The sequence below is a fragment of the Mycobacterium sp. NGS50 genome, assembly GCF_059812545.1.
In genome coordinates, this window is record NZ_JCALCW010000022.1 from 68,051 (window position 1) to 83,805 (window position 15,755).

At 68.6% G+C, this 15,755-nt stretch carries 15 protein-coding genes; 12 read left to right on the forward strand and 3 right to left on the reverse strand.

The window, feature by feature from the left end:
* Positions 1 to 101: 101 nt before the first annotated feature.
* The 3 genes from AC5Y36_RS16550 to AC5Y36_RS16560 all read right to left on the reverse strand — a co-directional run bounded on the left by AC5Y36_RS16550 (position 102) and on the right by AC5Y36_RS16560 (position 1,407).
* A complete protein-coding gene (locus AC5Y36_RS16550) occupies positions 102 to 233 on the reverse strand; it encodes a hypothetical protein (RefSeq protein WP_500042016.1) in 132 nt (43 codons plus the stop codon).
* Positions 234 to 520: 287 nt separating this feature from the next.
* On the reverse strand, positions 521 to 1,015 hold the full coding sequence (locus tag AC5Y36_RS16555; RefSeq protein WP_500042033.1) for a metallophosphoesterase family protein: 495 nt from the start codon (positions 1,013 to 1,015) through the stop codon (positions 521 to 523).
* A gap of 5 nt (positions 1,016 to 1,020) precedes the next feature.
* Positions 1,021 to 1,407, reverse strand: coding sequence for a nuclear transport factor 2 family protein (locus AC5Y36_RS16560; RefSeq protein ID WP_500042017.1), 387 nt, complete (start codon positions 1,405 to 1,407; stop codon positions 1,021 to 1,023).
* 51 nt (positions 1,408 to 1,458) lie between these two features.
* Here AC5Y36_RS16560 and AC5Y36_RS16565 point away from each other — a divergent pair, with 51 nt between their 5' ends.
* The 12 genes from AC5Y36_RS16565 to AC5Y36_RS16620 all read left to right on the forward strand — a co-directional run bounded on the left by AC5Y36_RS16565 (position 1,459) and on the right by AC5Y36_RS16620 (position 15,718).
* A complete protein-coding gene (locus AC5Y36_RS16565) occupies positions 1,459 to 2,457 on the forward strand; it encodes a phosphotransferase family protein (protein ID WP_500042034.1) in 999 nt (332 codons plus the stop codon).
* 39 nt (positions 2,458 to 2,496) lie between these two features.
* A complete protein-coding gene (locus AC5Y36_RS16570) occupies positions 2,497 to 3,762 on the forward strand; it encodes an amidohydrolase (protein WP_500042018.1) in 1,266 nt (421 codons plus the stop codon).
* A 227-nt stretch (positions 3,763 to 3,989) separates the two neighbouring features.
* Complete coding sequence (locus AC5Y36_RS16575) at positions 3,990 to 4,310, forward strand: hypothetical protein (protein WP_500042019.1); 321 nt, start codon at positions 3,990 to 3,992, stop codon at positions 4,308 to 4,310.
* A gap of 26 nt (positions 4,311 to 4,336) precedes the next feature.
* Entirely contained in the window at positions 4,337 to 4,639 is a 303-nt protein-coding gene (locus AC5Y36_RS16580) for a WXG100 family type VII secretion target (protein ID WP_500042020.1), read from the forward strand.
* A gap of 50 nt (positions 4,640 to 4,689) precedes the next feature.
* On the forward strand, positions 4,690 to 5,523 hold the full coding sequence (locus tag AC5Y36_RS16585) for an ESX secretion-associated protein EspG (protein ID WP_500042021.1): 834 nt from the start codon (positions 4,690 to 4,692) through the stop codon (positions 5,521 to 5,523).
* Between the two features lie 18 nt (positions 5,524 to 5,541).
* Entirely contained in the window at positions 5,542 to 6,525 is a 984-nt protein-coding gene (locus AC5Y36_RS16590) for a MinD/ParA family ATP-binding protein (protein WP_500042022.1), read from the forward strand.
* A 2-nt stretch (positions 6,526 to 6,527) separates the two neighbouring features.
* A complete protein-coding gene (gene eccD / locus AC5Y36_RS16595; RefSeq protein ID WP_500042023.1) occupies positions 6,528 to 8,018 on the forward strand; it encodes a type VII secretion integral membrane protein EccD in 1,491 nt (496 codons plus the stop codon).
* Complete coding sequence (locus AC5Y36_RS16600) at positions 8,015 to 9,661, forward strand: S8 family serine peptidase (protein ID WP_500042024.1); 1,647 nt, start codon at positions 8,015 to 8,017, stop codon at positions 9,659 to 9,661. Before eccD ends, AC5Y36_RS16600 begins: the two co-directional genes overlap by 4 nt.
* Complete coding sequence (gene eccE, locus AC5Y36_RS16605; RefSeq protein ID WP_500042025.1) at positions 9,658 to 11,169, forward strand: type VII secretion protein EccE; 1,512 nt, start codon at positions 9,658 to 9,660, stop codon at positions 11,167 to 11,169. Before AC5Y36_RS16600 ends, eccE begins: the two co-directional genes overlap by 4 nt.
* A gap of 3 nt (positions 11,170 to 11,172) precedes the next feature.
* Positions 11,173 to 13,020, forward strand: coding sequence for a type VII secretion AAA-ATPase EccA (gene eccA, locus AC5Y36_RS16610; protein ID WP_500042026.1), 1,848 nt, complete (start codon positions 11,173 to 11,175; stop codon positions 13,018 to 13,020).
* Positions 13,021 to 13,164: 144 nt separating this feature from the next.
* Positions 13,165 to 15,147 carry a serine/threonine-protein kinase gene (locus tag AC5Y36_RS16615; RefSeq protein WP_500042027.1) on the forward strand — a complete coding sequence of 661 codons (1,983 nt, stop codon included), beginning with the start codon at positions 13,165 to 13,167 and terminating at the stop codon, positions 15,145 to 15,147.
* 10 nt (positions 15,148 to 15,157) lie between these two features.
* Positions 15,158 to 15,718, forward strand: a complete 561-nt coding sequence (locus AC5Y36_RS16620) for a hypothetical protein (RefSeq protein ID WP_500042028.1) — start codon at positions 15,158 to 15,160, stop codon at positions 15,716 to 15,718.
* The last annotated feature ends 37 nt before the right edge of the window (positions 15,719 to 15,755 follow it).

The window sequence follows — 15,755 nt, forward strand, 5'->3', positions numbered from 1 at the left end:
CACCGGACGCTCAACTGGGTGCGGCTCGACCATGACTACCAGTATCGATGCCGGAATTTGCCGCCGCTGTGCCGATCCTATGCGTCCGCTGTGAACCGCCGTCAGCTCCGCCAGAACGCCAGCGACCGCCACAACTTTCGCCACCACGCGGCCTCCGGGGCCACGTTGCTCTTGGCCTGCTGCGCCTCGTGCGCGTAGTCGTTGATGGATTCGTCGCCTTCTTCAGCACGCATGGGACTCTCCAATCCGATCGCTGTGCGCGGCGTTACTCTCGCTCGGACGGTTCTGCGGGAGTGAGCCGCTCCGGGAGTTCCTCGGGGGTGAGCCGTTCGGGGGTTTCGGTCGGGACCAGGCGCTCCGGTGGCGCTGCCGGTGTGGCGGGTTCCGGTGGTTCGGCAGGCACGCCCGGCTCATCCGGCTCGTCTGCCGATCCATGACGCTCGTCCACACCGTTCACCTCCCAACGGGCCCGGTCAGAGCAAGGCCTACCCGTATCGGAGGGCTGCGAAACGACGCCCGGTCAGTCCAACCAGTGCAAGACGACATCGGACAGCGTCTGGTCGGCCACCGTCGCCGTCAGGTATGAGCAGTGCGGTTGGCGCCGACGGTCGGTCGGTGAGCCCGGGTTGAGCAGCCGCAACCCGGTCGTCGACGTGGTGTCCCATGGAATGTGGCTGTGCCCGAAGACCAGCACGTCGGTATCCGGGTAACGCGCCGACATGCGCGCCTCACGTCCGGCCGCAGCCCCGGTCTCGTGCACCACGGTGAATCGCAGCCCGCCGAGCGTGGCGTCCGCCTGCTCGGGGAGGCGCGCCCGGATCTGCGGCCCGTCGTTGTTGCCCCAGCACGCGATCAGCCGGGCCGCCCGGGTCTGCAGCTCATCGACCAAGGCGACGTCCACCCAGTCCCCGGCGTGAATGACCACGTCCGCGTCGGCCACCTCATCCCACAGCTGCGCCGGCAGATCGCGGGCGCGTTTGGGCACATGGGTATCGGCGATCAGCAGCAGGCGCACCACGCTTACCGCTGCTGCAGCAGCGCACCCATCATCGGGACGATGGTCTGCAGCGCTTTCAGCGGTCGCAGCATCACCTTGACCGCGGTGATCTTGCCGTCGTCGTCCCAGTGCACCATGTCGATACCGTTGACGTAGATCCCGTCGATGGTCGCGGCAAACTCCAGAATCGCGGACCGGTCGTTGTACCACTGCTCGACGTAGTGGAATCCGGTGTCGGAGAATACTTTTCCGGCAGCAGTCAGATAGGCGACCACGGTGTCGCGTCCGTGTTGCGGGGTGAACACCGCCGGGGAGTAGAAGACGGCGTCGTCGGCCAGCAGATCGGTCACTTCGTCCATGCGTCCGGACTCGACCAGGTCGACCCAGCGCTGCATCACCTCATGCGTCATGACGTCCACGGTAGGTTCTGGGGCGTGGACCCGAAAGCGATCGCGGAATGGATGTCGGCGCGCGGCCTCGGTGCGGGCCCGCTCGAGGACGTCACCGAACTGTCCGGCGGCACCCAGAACGTGATGCTGCGTTTCAGCCGGGCCGGACGCTCCTATGTGCTGCGGCGCGGGCCGCTGCATCTGCGGCCCCGGTCCAATGCGGTGATCCTGCGCGAAACGCAGGTGCTGGCGGCGTTGGCCGGAACCGATGTGCCGCATCCGGGGCTGATCGCCAGCTGCGAGGATCCGGCGGTCCTCGGCGACGCGGTGTTCTATCTGATGGAGCCGATCGACGGCTTCAACGCCGGTGAGGGACTGCCGGAACTGCACGCCGGCGATCCGGCGGTGCGGCACCGGATGGGGTTGTCGATGGCCGATGCGCTGGCCAGGGTGGGGGCCGTCGACCACGTCGCGGTCGGCCTGGCGGATTTCGGTAAACCGGACGGTTTCCTGGAGCGCCAGGTGCCACGCTGGCTCTCCGAGCTGGAGTCCTACTCCTCGCTGCAGAACTACCCCGGCCCCGATATTCCCGGGCTGGCCGACGTCGCCGCCTGGCTGGATGAGCACCGGCCGGGATCGTGGACGCCGGGCATCATGCACGGCGACTATCACGCCGCCAACGTGATGTTCTCCCGCAGCGGCCCCGAGGTGGTGGCGATCGTCGACTGGGAGATGTGCACGATCGGCGACCCGTTGCTGGATCTGGGCTGGCTGCTGGCCACCTGGCGGCAGCGCGACGGGTCCAGCGTGCTGGATCACGGGTTCCTGTCCAGCGACGGCGTGGCCGGCCCCGACGAACTGATCGCCCAGTACGCCGCCAACACCATCCGCGACCTGGGCTCGATCACCTGGTACACCGTGCTGGCGTGTTTCAAGCTCGGCATCGTCTTGGAGGGCACCCGCGCACGGGCCTGCGCGGGCAAGGCGCCGAAGGAGATCGGTGACCAGTTGCACGAGGCCACGCTGCGGCTCTTCGAGCAAGGGCAGCGACTGATCGCGGGCGAGCTGTGATGTGCTCCCGATTCGCCGAGGACGGTAAGGAGTTTCGCTGTGGGTGAGCATCAGGATCGTGTCGACGCGCTCGTCGACACCGACACTCCTCGACTGATCGAGGTCTTCAAAGACATCCACCGCAATCCCGAGCTCGGCTTCGCCGAAGTCCGCACGGCACGCATCGTCGCGCAGGCGCTGACCGACCTGGGTTTCACCGTCACCACCGGGATCGGCGGCACCGGTGTGGCGGCGATCCTGGAAAACGGCGCCGGGCCGACGGTCATGTACCGCGCCGACATGGATGCACTTCCGGTGGAGGAAGCCACCGGACTGGACTACGCCAGCACCAAACGCGTCAAACGCGCGGACGGCACCGAGACGCCGACGGCCCACGTGTGCGGCCACGACGCGCACACCACCTGGATGCTGGGGATGGCCAAGGTGCTGGCGCAGGCGACCGACACCTGGTCGGGTACCGCGGTGCTGGTCGGCCAGCCCGCAGAGGAGCTCATCGGCGGTGCGCAGGCGATGGTCGATGACGGGTTGTACGACTACATCCCCAAACCCGATTACTTCCTCGGCATGCACACCGCACCCGTCCCGGTGGGCATGCTGGCCGCCGCGGGCGGCGAGCGGATGGCCGGAACCGACCAGCTCGACATCGTCTTTCGCGGCGTCGGCGGCCACGGCTCGATGCCGCAGCTGGCCAAGGACCCGGTTCTGATGGCCGCGCTGGCGGTCGTTGAGTTCCAGAGCATCGTCAGCCGCACCATCGCCCCGAACGAGACGGCGGTGCTGACCGTCGGTGCGATCCAGGCCGGGTCCAGTCACAACGTCATTCCCGATCAGGCCTTGCTGAAAGTGAACCTGCGCTGGTTCCAGCCCTATGTCCGCGAACAGCTGATCACCGGCATCAAGGCCATCAGCGAAGGCATCGCCCGCGGCTACGGCATGCCCGATGACCGGATGCCGGTGATCACCATGCACGGCGGTTCCACGCCGCTGGTCAACGACACCGCGCTGACCGATCGGGTGGCCTCGACGTTGGGCGCGGTGATCGGCGCCGGCAACGTGGTGACCGAACTGCCGGCACTGGCCGGCTCGGAAGACTGCCACCTGCTCAAAGGACCGCACGGCGATGTGCCGCTGGCATACCTGTTGGTCGGTGTCGCCGACCCGGGCGTCTACGCCGAGGCTGCCGCCGCCGGCAAGCTGTTCCCCTACTCGCCGCACAGCCCGGACTACGTGGTGGATCTCGCCGCGATCGGCTTCGGCACCAAGGTGGCCGCGCACGCCATGCTCGACCTGCTCGGCACCGCCTGACCCCCCCGCGAGCAGACACAGAATCGCACAAATTCGGCCCGAATCGTGCGATTCTGTGTCTGCTCGCGAAGATGGGTCGAACGCTCGGCGGGCGGGAGTTAACCCCCGTGACGGGTGGGGTAAATGTCCACCGTCGGGCTGTGCAAACCTGAAGTGACAGTTGCTGATACGCGTCTAGACTCAGACCCACGCCCGGCGCCGGGCGTTGGAGTTCGAAGGAGAGTCTGATGGCGCCACGAGTACCACCGGATCTGCTGGCAGAGGCTCAGCAGACCCTGTCCAACATCATGACCGAGTCGTATGCGGTGGCCATGAACGCGCTGAACAGCCACGAGGATGTGCTGGCAGCGCAGTCCTTCTCCGGCGACGCTGCCGTCAAGTCGCAGCTGACCGCCGAACGGATCAACCGCGGACTACGCGACGTCATTGCCGGAGGTCAGCAGATGGCGCATGCCATGGGTGTGACGCTGAGTTCCTGGGATCAACAAGTTGTCGATGCAAGCCACTCGTTCGACGGTGTGCTCGGCAGCGTCGGCTATTCGGTTTAACCCCCCAGAAGTTAGGAGCCACCATCATGGGTGCTTCCGATATCACCTACAACTACGGTCACATAGGCACCGTGTCCGCTGGGTTCGCGGGGGGCTCAGCTCAACTGCTCGACCATCACGACCAGATCGTCAGCCTGATCCAGCGGCTGGAAGCGTTCACCGGTGACGGCGCTGATGCACTGCGTGACGGGGCGACGCTGATGCTGAAGGGGCTGGCCGAGCTCGGCAGTGCCGTCGGCATGCACGGTAAGGCGCTGGATTACGCCGTAGATACCGCCCAGGCCACCGACCTGATGAGCGCGCAGAGCTTCAACGGGATTTTCGGCTGATCCGCTGAGCCCGGCTCCCGCGTGAGTTGGTAATCACGTTCCGGGACAACGTGTTAACGACCACCGTCGACGGCCTGTGGGCGCTTCAGGTGCTCACCGGAATCGAGGCGCTGGCCCCCGAGCTGGCGCTGCGTCCCATTTTGCCCAGCGTCGAGTCGATCGACTCAGCACTGGCACATCCGGTGTGCGCCGAGCTGCGGTCGGCGGGCGTGATCGACGACGCCGGGACGGTGGACGCCACTGTGGTGGAGTGGTTGACCGTGCTCGCCTGCCGCGACATCGCCCTGGCGATCGAGCTGCGTGGCCCCGGTGACGACCCGCCGGCGCGAGCACTGCTGGCCCGGTACGCACGCTGGTGGGTCGTCGCCGAGCGGTCCGAGGACCTGGTTCGCATCAGCAGCGCTGGAACCGCCGGCTCCGAGGACGCGGCCAACACCGTCATCGCCGACCAGATCCGGCGGTTGTGCGGTCGGCTGGCACCGGCGCCACTACGCCCGGTCACACTGGACGCCGCGGCGCTGACCGCGAACGCCGCAGATCTGCAATCGCTGCGCGGGTATCTGATTTCCCAGCGGCTCGATCCCGATCAGTTGCAGATCCTGACGATGGCCGCCGATTCCCGACGTTCGGCGCAGGCAGCGATCGTGGCGATCCAGTCCGGCCTGGAAACCGGACGGCCCACCCGGACCCAGGTGGAGCACACCATGGTGTGCATCATCGACACGCCAGCGGGTCGACTTGTCGCAGAACATATTCCAGCGAACGGCAAGACGTGGATGATCATCGCTCCGGGAACACCGGGTCACCTCACCCGCGCCGTCACCCACCTGCTTCGACGTCTGCCCGCCGACCACCAATGGCATTCCCACCGCAAAGTTGTGTGAGCAAAGGATCGGTGCACGATGAGTCTCAAGACCAGCAACGGAACCCAGACCGGTCCGCATCACCACTCGGTCTCGGATACCCTGCGCATTTCGGATCTTGTTGCCCCACGCAAGATTCCACCCGGCGCCGGATGGCGACGGCTGCTCTACCAAACCTCGTTCCACGGGTTGAATCTCGGTGAATCCCCGGCCGAACGTCACTACCGCGAGCTGCAGGGCCGGATCCGGCGGCACATCCGCAAACAGTTCGTGATCGCGGTGGCCTCGGGCAAAGGCGGTGTCGGCAAGACCACCATGACCGCATGCATCGGTGCCGTGTTTCGCGAATGCCGGCCCGAGAACGTCGTCGCGGTGGACGCCGCGCCGGGTTTCGGGACGTTGGCCGGACGCATCGACGAAACACCACCCGGTGACTACACCGCGGTCCTCAACGACACCGACGTGCAGGGTTACGCCGACATCCGGGAACATCTGGGGCAGAACAGTATCGGGTTGGATGTGCTCGCCGGAAACCGGGCGTCCGACCAGCCTCGTCCGCTGGTCCCGGCGATGTTCACCGGCGTGCTGTCCCGGCTGCGGCGCACCCACACCGTCATCGTGGTCGACACCTCCGACGACCTCGAACATCCGGTGATGAAGGCGGTGTTCGACGCCTGCGACACCCTGGTGCTGGTGTCCGGCCTGACCGCCGACACCTCGCTGCCGGTCACCCGCTCCATCGACCTGCTGCGCTCGATGGGGCACCACGACCTGGTGTCGCGCAGCATGGTGATCCTCAACGACAGCCGCGACAACTATGACGCGGAGGCACGCGATTACCTCACCGAGCGCTTCGCGCAGACCGGGGCCAGCGTCGAATTCATGCCGTACGACCCGCATCTGGCCTGCGGCGGAATCATCGACATCCAGCACGAACTGCACCGCAAGGCCCGGCTGCGGTTGTTCGAGATCACCGCCGCCGTCGCCGACAAGTACATTCCCGACGCCGACCGGCCGCATTGACCATGGCCACGGTCGCGTTTCCGGCGCGCTGCGCGGTCGCCGTGGTGTGCGGACCACACCTGGTGTCCCAGGTCTACCCGGCATCGGTTCCGGTGGAGGCCTTCATCGACAACGTCGTCGAGTTGCTCAGCGACGAGCTGAACCGCCGCGGATTGGGCGGGCTGGACGACGGGGTCGGCTATGAACTGCACAAGGCCAACGGGATCCGTCTCGACGTCACCAGGACGCTCGACGAACTCGGTGTCGAAGACGGCGCCACCCTGGTTCTGGTTCCGCGCGTCGACGGCGATTCGTTCGCACCGCAGTACGAGTCGTTGTCCACCGGGCTGGCCCGGATCGGCAAGCAGCTGTTCGAGCCGGTGACCGCCCGCACCGCCGCCCACACGGCGCTGGCGATTCTGGCGATGAGCGCGGCGGTGCTGCTCGGTTTGGCGCTGCGGGTACGCAGCGCCACCGACGCGCTGGCGCCCAGCGCGGTGACCGGCGCGGCCGGGGTGCTGAGCGTCTCGGCGGCGGCGGCGGTGCGGCGGTGGTGGCCGCGGCGCACCGACCTGTTCGACGGCTTCGCCTGGCTGGCCGTGCCGCTGCTGGCCGTGGGGGTCGCCGCCGCCGCACCCGGCGTCCTGGGATCTGCGCATGTGTTCATCGCGGCGCTCGCGACGGCCATTCTGGTCTACGGAATCGTTTCGACCACGGGCCGGTTCGTCACCCCGGCGGCGGCGATGGTGACGGTGTGCGGTTTGGGTGGCACGGTCGCCGCAGTGCGGATGTGGCAACCGGTTCCCGCGCAGTGGCTGGGCATGTGCACGTTGGTCGCACTGCTGCTGCTGTTGACGCTGGCACCCAACATCGCCCTGTGGTGTGCCCGGATTCGTCCGCCGCACTTCGGGTCGATCACCGGTCGCGACCTGTTCCGTCGCGGCGACGGCCTGCCCGCCGACGCGGTGGAGCCGGTAGCTGATTCCGAGGATTCCGGCGAGGAAACCGACCATCCCGACCGCACGGTGCGCGGGACGCGGCTCGCTGCCGCGGCGGTGCGTGCCAATCGGGTGCTCAGCGGAGTCTGCGTGGGTGCGGCGGCCGCGCTGCCGGCGGCGGTGTGGGCCACGCTGGCCCCCGGCCGGCACCGGGGCGGGGCCGCGGCGGTGCTGGCCGGGTTGTTTGTGGTGATCTTCATCAGCCGGGGACGCGCATTCGCCGATAAGCGGCAGGCCGTCGCGCTGGTGTGCGGGGCCGCGGCGGCCGTTTGCGTGGGCGTGCTCAAGTATGTCGTTTGGCAGCCCGCCGGCTCGGTGGCGCCGCTGGGGTGGGCGGCTGCCTGGCTGGCGGCGTTCGCCGGTGCGGGCCTGGCGGCCGGATTGCTGGTACCGGTCACCCGGTTCACCCCGCTGGTGCGGATGGCCGCCGAATGGCTCGAACTGCTGGCCATCATCATTGCGCTTCCGCTGGCCGCATGGATCGGTGGCCTGTTCACCTGGGTGCGGATGCGATGACGACGGCAGCGCGGCGGATCGCGTCACCGGCGGCGACGCTGCTGCTGGTGGGCATGCTGGTCACACCGCCGCGCGCGCTATCAATTCCGCCGCCGGGTATCGACCCGGCCCGGGTCCCGGTGGACGCCGACGCGCGCCCCGATCAGCCGATGCGGCAGAGCAACATCTGCGCGCAGACGATCACCGTGGCCGACCCGAACGTGACGATCACCGCGCCCGGCTTCACCATGCTCAACGTTCGCGAAGCCTGGCGGTACTCCACCGGAAACGGCGTGCCGGTGGCCGTCATCGACACCGGTGTGCAGCCCAGCCCGCGACTCCCGGTTGTTCCCGGGGGTGATTACGTCATGGGCGGTGACGGGCTGACCGACTGCGACGCGCACGGCACGGTGGTGGCGTCACTGATCGCCGCGGCACCGCAAGGCAGTCCGATGCCCGCGCCGATGCCGCAGTCGCCGGCGTTTCCCGCGCCGCCGGCGGCGCCCGCGGAGTCTGCCGTACTTCCACCCGCAGGACCGCCACCGCCCCCGGTACCGCCCCCGCCGCCGACCCCGGTCACGATCACCCAGACCGCACCGGCCCCGCCGCCTCCCCCGGCCCCGGAAGCAGCGTCCGATCAGCCGGCGAACGCGCCCGGCGATCCCACCCCGGGCCAGCCCGAGAATCCCGAGGTGCCGGCGCCGGCACCGAATTCCCCCGACGGTGTCGCCGGGGTCGCCCCGCATGCCCGGATCATCTCGATCCGCCAATCTTCGCGGGCCTACGAGTTGGCCGATCCCGGACCAGGCGACGCGCAGGCGCGCAAGAAGGCCGGCACCGTCGCCACCCTGGCCAGCGCGATCGTGCACGCCGCCAACCTGGGCGCAAAGGTCATCAACGTCAGCGTCGCCTCCTGCACATCCGCCGCCGCCCCACTGGATCAGGGCGTGATCGGCGCTGCGGTCTGGTATGCCGCCGCGGTCAAGGACGCCGTGATCGTGGCCGCCGCCGGCAACGACGGTGAGGACGAGTGCGCCCAGAACCCGTCCTTCGATCCATTGGACCCCTCCGATCCGCGCGACTGGCATCAGGTCAAGACCGTCTCGTCACCGTCCTGGTTCGCCGACTATGTGCTGTCGATCGGCGCGGTCGACAATGCCGGCGCACCGATCGCCAAAAGCCTTGCCGGGCCGTGGGTATCCGCCGCCGCACCGGCGGTCGGCATCATGGGGCTCTCACCGCAGACCGGTGGCCCGGTGAACGCCTATCCCCCGCTGCGGCCGGGTGATAAGACGCTGCCGTTCTGGGGGACCAGTTTTTCGGCGGCCTACGTCAGCGGGGTAGCTGCGCTGGTACGGGCGAAGTATCCCGACCTGTCCGCCCACCAGGTGATCACCCGGATCCTGCAGACCGCGCACAACCCGCCGCGCGGCGTCGACAACCAGATCGGGTACGGGGTGGTGGACCCCGTCGCGGCGCTGACCTTCAATGTGCCCGCCGGGCCGCGGCTGGCGCCGGACGCGCGGAGTCGGGTGATCACACCTGCCGCGCCCGCTCCGCCGGCCGATCACCGTGCCCGCACGGTGGCGGTGGTGTTCGCCGGCGTGGTCCTCGCCGGCGCGCTGCTGGTGTCGCTGCTCGCCCGGACCAGGCGGACGCGATGACACGCCGGCTGGCAACCATCCTGGGTGTTCTCGGCACTGCACTGCTGGGCTGGTCGGTCGCCGGATACATCGGTGCGGCAGTCGGTTTGGCGCTCGGCGCCGCGACCGGCGTGCTGCGGATCCGGGGCGTTCCGGTGTGGCGCTGGCTGGCGCTGTGGAGCCGACGTGATCGCCCACTCCTGCTGGGTGAGCCGGTCACGGTCGCCAATGATCGCGCCGGCGGCGGGGTGCGCAGCCAGGACGGCGTCGTGGCCGTCGCGGTACAGGTGCTCGGAAAGCCGCACTCCCCCACCTTGTTCACCGGATCCGCGATCGCCACCACCGACAACACCCTCGACGTCGGCGACCTGCTGCCGTTGCTGCGCCAGAGTCTCGGTTTGAACCTGGACTCGATAAGCGTGATCAGCACCGGTGCCCGGCGGCGCGGAACCGGCGACTATCCCCGGGTCTACGACACTTTGATCGGCACACCGCCGTATGCCGGGCGCCGGGAATGCTGGCTGTTCCTGCGCCTGACCGCGCTGGAGAACGCTCAGGCGCTGCAGTGGCGCACCTCGTTGGGGGCCGCCGCCGTCGCGGCCGCGCAACGAACAGCCGCGGCATTACGTCAGCGCGGCATTCGCGCGCGGGTTGCGACAGCCACCGACATCGTCGAACTCGAACGACGACTGGGTGCCGCCGCCCTGGCGACACCGCGGCGGGAGTGGCGTTCGGCGCGCGCTGAAAGCGGCTGGTGGACCACCTACTGGTATCACCCCAGCACCATCGCGGCAGCGACGTTGGCGCAGGCCTGGACCTGGCGCGTCGACGGAATCATCCAGAACGTCACGGTATTCCGAGACGGGAACGCCACAGCGACGGTGACCGTGCGGACCTCCCGACGGCCCACCGTGGCGCCCAGTGTGCTGCTGCGGACACTGCCCGGCGAACAGGTGGCCGCACTCGCGGCCAACCTGTGCGGTCCGCGACCGGCGTTGGCCGGCGTCGCTCGCGGCATCCCGATCGGCCCGCTGACCATCCCGGTGGGTCCCTCCGGCGTGTTGCTGGGCAAGGCCGGCTCCGGCACCCGGTTGATGCTGCCGCTCGATGATCCCGCGGAGCCCACCCGCGTGCACCTCATCGCCGGCGATGCACTGGCCAACCGAATCCTGGTGCGTCTGGCGGCGACCGGCGAACGCATCACCGTTCATACTCGCGATCCACACCGCTGGAGCTGCATCCGGATGCCCGACATCTTCATCGCCGACACATCACGGCCTGCCCCCGGCACCACCATCAGCGTCACCGACGACACGCTGGCCCCGGCACCGCGGCCGAACACGGTGATCTCGGTCATGCCCCCGGGTACAGCCTCCCGAGCAGCCGCCGAAGTGCTGATCACCCAAACCGGTCCGGTCACTCTCGCGGTCACCGCCGCAGGCCGCACACACAGCGTGGACGTAGAACTGTTCCGGGCCGAGAATCGTTATGTCCCCGGCTGGTCCACAGAACTCCGACCGGTGGGCTGAGCGATGACCAGCAGCGCCCTTATCGTGTCCGCGCGAAAACGATTCGACCACGCGATGGAATCGATCGCCACCGACCAACCCGGCGCCCGCGCACGGTTCACCGAGGCCACCGAAATCGACCCGACGATGGCCGACGCCTGGCTGGGACGCATCGCCACCGGCGATGAGGCGCTGTCGACCTTGCAGCAGCTGTACCGGCACGGGGACCGGCTGCACCGGGAAACCCACCGGCTGGGCACCCGGTTGTCGGCGGCGATCAAAGCCGGCCCCTACCTGTCGATCTCGGTCACCGAGTCCTCGCACGCCGGGCTGGCCCTGGCCAGCGCCCTCGTCGACGACGGACAGTATCGGGAAGCCGAACAGCTGCTGGAGGATTCGGCGCTGCTGGACAGCTGGGAGAACCACCAGTGGCAGCAGTACGTCCGGGCATACCTGATGTTCGCCACCCAGCGCTGGCCGGACGTCACCGACACCGCCGCGGCTGTGCTGCCGCCGCGCGCCATCATCATGGCGGCGGTGACCGCGGCGATCAGTACGCTGGCCGCCCACGCGGCGGCCCATCTCGGTCAGTCCCGGGTCGCGCTGGATTGGATAGACCGGGTCCAGATCGCCCGGCTGGGCACCGCTGACGGCCGGGCCACCGCGCTCGCCGCGGTCACTGCCATCGACTCGGTCGAATTCCCGCTGATTGCCGCTGATCTGGCGTATGTCCGCGGTATGGCGCATCGTCAGCTCGGCGAGCATGAGAAGGCTGAGATCTGGCTGTCGAAGGCCACCATCAACGGCGCCCTGATCGACGCGGCCAAGCAGGCATTGGCCAACCCGGCCGTGCAGCTGGTGGTCACCGACGAGGAAACCATCAACAGCCGCGCCGACAAGTGGGACGTGCGCACCGAACAGTCCCGCCAGCAGCGGCGCGCCGACGAGGACGACGACCGCCGCGCCGAGCTGCTGGCCGAGGGCAGGGCATTGCTGAACAACCAGGTGGGGTTGGCCGACGTCAAGCGGGCGGTCGCCGAGCTCGAAGACCAGATCGAGGTACGGGCGCTGCGGCTGGCCGCTGGGCTGCCGGTGACCAACCAGACCAACCACATGCTGCTGGTCGGCCCGCCGGGCACCGGTAAAACGACCACCGCCGAGGCGTTGGGCAAGATCTACGCCGGGCTGGGCATCGTGGCACACCCGGAGATCGTCGAGGTCCGCCGCGCCGACTTCTGCGGCGAGCACATCGGCGCGTCGGGCCCGAAGACCAACGAACTGATCGACCGCTCGCTGGGCCGCATCCTATTCATGGATGAGTTCTATTCGCTGGTGGAACGCCATCAGGACGGCCGCCCGGACATGATCGGAATGGAGGCGGTCAACCAGCTGCTGGTCGCCCTGGAGGTGCACCGGTTCGACTTCTGCTTCATCGGCGCCGGATACGAGCGGGAAGTTGACGAGTTTCTCACCGTCAACCCCGGCCTGGCGGGCCGCTTCAACCGCAAGCTGCGCTTCGCCTCCTATTTCCCGGACGAACTGGTGCAGATCGCGGTCCGCTACGGCGAGCCGCGCGCGACGGTCCTGGATTCGGCTGCCCGCGACGCACTCGGTGCGGCCTGCACGACGCTGCGGGGCTATCGCGCCCCGGACGGCCGCCACGGCGTCGACGTCATGCAGAACGGGCGGTTCGCCCGCAACGTCGTCGAACGCGCCGAGCGGCTGCGGGACTCGCGGGTGGCGGCCCAGCATCGCAACGCCAAAGGTTCGGTGACGATCGAGGACCTGCAGACACTGCACGCCGATGACATCACCGCCGCGGTGGCCGACGCCTGCGCGGAGAAGCATGTCCCGATCGACGTCGGCCGTTGAGTCTGCTGCTATGGCGCAAATGGGCAAGTGAAGCGCGCCCTCAACGCGGAGTCAACAATGAGCCGACAAGGTACATTGCTAGGCGGCATGTCACTATGCGCACCGTCGCGGTGAGCAAACACGGACAAGGGGTGCTGGTTCGCGATGACGCTCGCTCCGGGCACCGTGCTGGCCGGCTACACCATCGAGCGAGTGTTGGGCTCCGGCGGCATGGGCACCGTCTACCTGGCCCGACACCGGACGCTTCCGCGTAGCGACGCACTCAAGGTGCTCTCCGCCGAGTTGTCCCGTGATCAGGAATTCCGGGCCCGGTTCATCCGGGAAGCCGATTTGGCCGCCACCCTGAACCACCCCAACATCGTCACGGTTCACGACCGCGGCGAAACCGACGACGGCCAGTTGTGGATCGCCATGCAGTTCGTCGACGGCACCGACGCCAACGCCGAGTTGCATTCCGGGGGGATGCCGCCGGAGCGGGCGGTGCACATCGTCACCGAAGTCGCCAAGGCGCTGGACTACGCCCACGGCCGCAACCTGCTGCACCGCGACATCAAACCGGCGAACTTCCTGCTGTCCGGGCCGCGCGGCGACCAGGAACGGGTTCTGCTGGCGGACTTCGGGATTGCCCGCGCCCTGGACGACGCCACCGGGTTGACCGCTACCGGCTCGCTGGTGGCCACCGCGTCCTATGCGGCCCCGGAGGCCATCGAGGGCCACCGGGTGGATGCGCGCGCCGACCTGTACTCGCTGGGCTGTTCGCTGTTCCGGATGTTGACGGGCCGCACGCCCTACGGGCATCTGACCGGGATGAGCGCCGTGATGATGGCGCACGTCTTTCAGCCGGCGCCGCGGCCCACCGAGCTGGCGCCGTGGCTACCGCCCGCCATCGACGAAGTCATCGCCATCTCGATGGCCAAGGACCCGGCGGCCCGCTACCAGAGTGGACGTGCCCTGGCGGCCGCCGCCGCCGCGGCGCTCAGCGGCCAGCCGCTGCCCGCGCCCGACCGGCCGGAGCCGACCAACTGGTCGCCGCCGACCGGCACCTCGGCGATGCCGGCACCGCCCGGCACCACCGGGATGCAGCGGACCGATTCCCGCGCGGCGATCACCTACCCCTCCGGGCATTTCACCGCGCCGGGACAGCCCGGGCTGGTGCAGCCCCCGCCACCGAAGAAACCGTCGCGCCGCACCTGGGTTATCGCCGCGCTGGCCGCGGTGGTGGCGCTGGTCGCCGGTACCGCCGCAGCGCTGTTGATGCGCGGCGGCGACAAGGACGCGCCCTACCAGGCGCAATCGTTCGACGGCACATTCGGCACCGTCAAACTCGACCAACGCCCGCACGCGGTCGCGGCGCTGGGGCCGGGAGACGCCGACGCGGTGCTGTCCCTGCACGTGCAACCCGTGGTGATGACGGCGCCGCAGGGCCAGATCCCGCCTTGGGAGAAGGATTTGGCCACCTCCAGCCCGACCGTGCTGCCGGCGGTCGACCCGGCGGCGATCGCGGCCGCCAAACCCGACATCATCATCAACAGCGGTGACCTCGATCAGGCCACCTACGCCAAACTGTCCTCGATCGCCCCGACCATCACCCGCCCCAAGGACGCGGGTGGGCCCTGGGACTGGCAAGCGCAGGTGACCTGGATCGGCAAGATCCTCGGTAAGGACGACGCCGCCAAGAGTGTCATCGCCGATTCGGCGAACCAGTTGACCCAGGTGCGCATGAAGCACGGCAACTTCGCCGGCAAATCCATCACGGTCATCAACTATGGCGGCAACGAATCCACCGTGGCGCTGCGGGAATCACCGGCCACCAGCTACCTGGAGAGTCTCGGCTTCTCCTACAACCCGAAATACGGGCGTGCCGCCGGTCAACCCGGTACGCAGATCATCAACCCCAGGTCCGAGTACGACGCGTTCCAGACCGATGTCGTGATCGTGTGCCGCACCGACCCCGCCGCCGGCTCAGGGGGATTCGGGGGACTGCCGGGCTCGTTCACCAGCTACAGCGGCGTGCTGGTCATCGTCGACAACCCGGCCACCATCGCCGCACTGAGCACCGGCGGCCCCGCGGCAACCAACTACCTGAACACGGCGTTGGTCGACACGCTCGCCGAGCAGATCCACTAGGCGCCACGACATGTCGAGCATCTACCGCGTTCCACGCCGCTGGCCGGGCCTGGTGGCCGCCGCGGCGGCCGGCGCCGTCGTCGCCGGGGTGGCCGTCGGTGCGGGCACCGCTTACCTGACGGGTCAGAACGCCTCGGCCGCGTCGGAGACCATCACCGTCGCACCCCCTCCGCCCGCCGCGCCGGCGGCCCTGCCGACCAATAAAGCCGACCGCAAAACGTGCACCGGCTGGGATGCGGCCGGAAAGCTGATCAACGAAGCGGCAGAAGAACTGTCGGTGATCCCGCAGGGAACCACCATCTTGGACCCGGCGGTACGCGACAATCCGGAGCGGTCGGCCGCCGTGCAACGCGCCGCGGACCTGTTCCATCAGGCCTCCACGGCTCTCAACACGGCGATCACGCCCGGCACCACCCAGCTGCTCGCCGAGATGGCCCGCACCACGGTTGATTCCCTGACCGCGCTGTCGACGGCGTACCAGGCGTTCGACGAATCCAGCGGTGATGCGATCACCGTCACCCGCACCACCGCCCACGCGATGAGCGGACTGTGCAAACGGCTGGTTCCGTAAAGCCTGGGCGAGCAGACGCAAAGGTGCCCTAAACCAA

What these genes read in the sequence shown, in the direction of transcription:
- eccD (WP_500042023.1), top strand. Translation starts at nt 6,528, where the DNA reads ATGGCCACGGTCGCGTTTCCGGCGCGCTGCGCGGTCGCCGTGGTGTGC.
- AC5Y36_RS16565 (WP_500042034.1), top strand. Translation starts at nt 1,459, where the DNA reads ATGTCGGCGCGCGGCCTCGGTGCGGGCCCGCTCGAGGACGTCACCGAA.
- AC5Y36_RS16615 (WP_500042027.1), top strand. Translation starts at nt 13,165, where the DNA reads ATGACGCTCGCTCCGGGCACCGTGCTGGCCGGCTACACCATCGAGCGA.
- AC5Y36_RS16560 (WP_500042017.1), bottom strand. Translation starts at nt 1,407, where the DNA reads ATGACGCATGAGGTGATGCAGCGCTGGGTCGACCTGGTCGAGTCCGGA.
- AC5Y36_RS16550 (WP_500042016.1), bottom strand. Translation starts at nt 233, where the DNA reads ATGCGTGCTGAAGAAGGCGACGAATCCATCAACGACTACGCGCACGAG.
- AC5Y36_RS16600 (WP_500042024.1), top strand. Translation starts at nt 8,015, where the DNA reads ATGACGACGGCAGCGCGGCGGATCGCGTCACCGGCGGCGACGCTGCTG.
- AC5Y36_RS16580 (WP_500042020.1), top strand. Translation starts at nt 4,337, where the DNA reads ATGGGTGCTTCCGATATCACCTACAACTACGGTCACATAGGCACCGTG.
- AC5Y36_RS16575 (WP_500042019.1), top strand. Translation starts at nt 3,990, where the DNA reads ATGGCGCCACGAGTACCACCGGATCTGCTGGCAGAGGCTCAGCAGACC.
- eccE (WP_500042025.1), top strand. Translation starts at nt 9,658, where the DNA reads ATGACACGCCGGCTGGCAACCATCCTGGGTGTTCTCGGCACTGCACTG.
- AC5Y36_RS16590 (WP_500042022.1), top strand. Translation starts at nt 5,542, where the DNA reads ATGAGTCTCAAGACCAGCAACGGAACCCAGACCGGTCCGCATCACCAC.
- eccA (WP_500042026.1), top strand. Translation starts at nt 11,173, where the DNA reads ATGACCAGCAGCGCCCTTATCGTGTCCGCGCGAAAACGATTCGACCAC.
- AC5Y36_RS16620 (WP_500042028.1), top strand. Translation starts at nt 15,158, where the DNA reads ATGTCGAGCATCTACCGCGTTCCACGCCGCTGGCCGGGCCTGGTGGCC.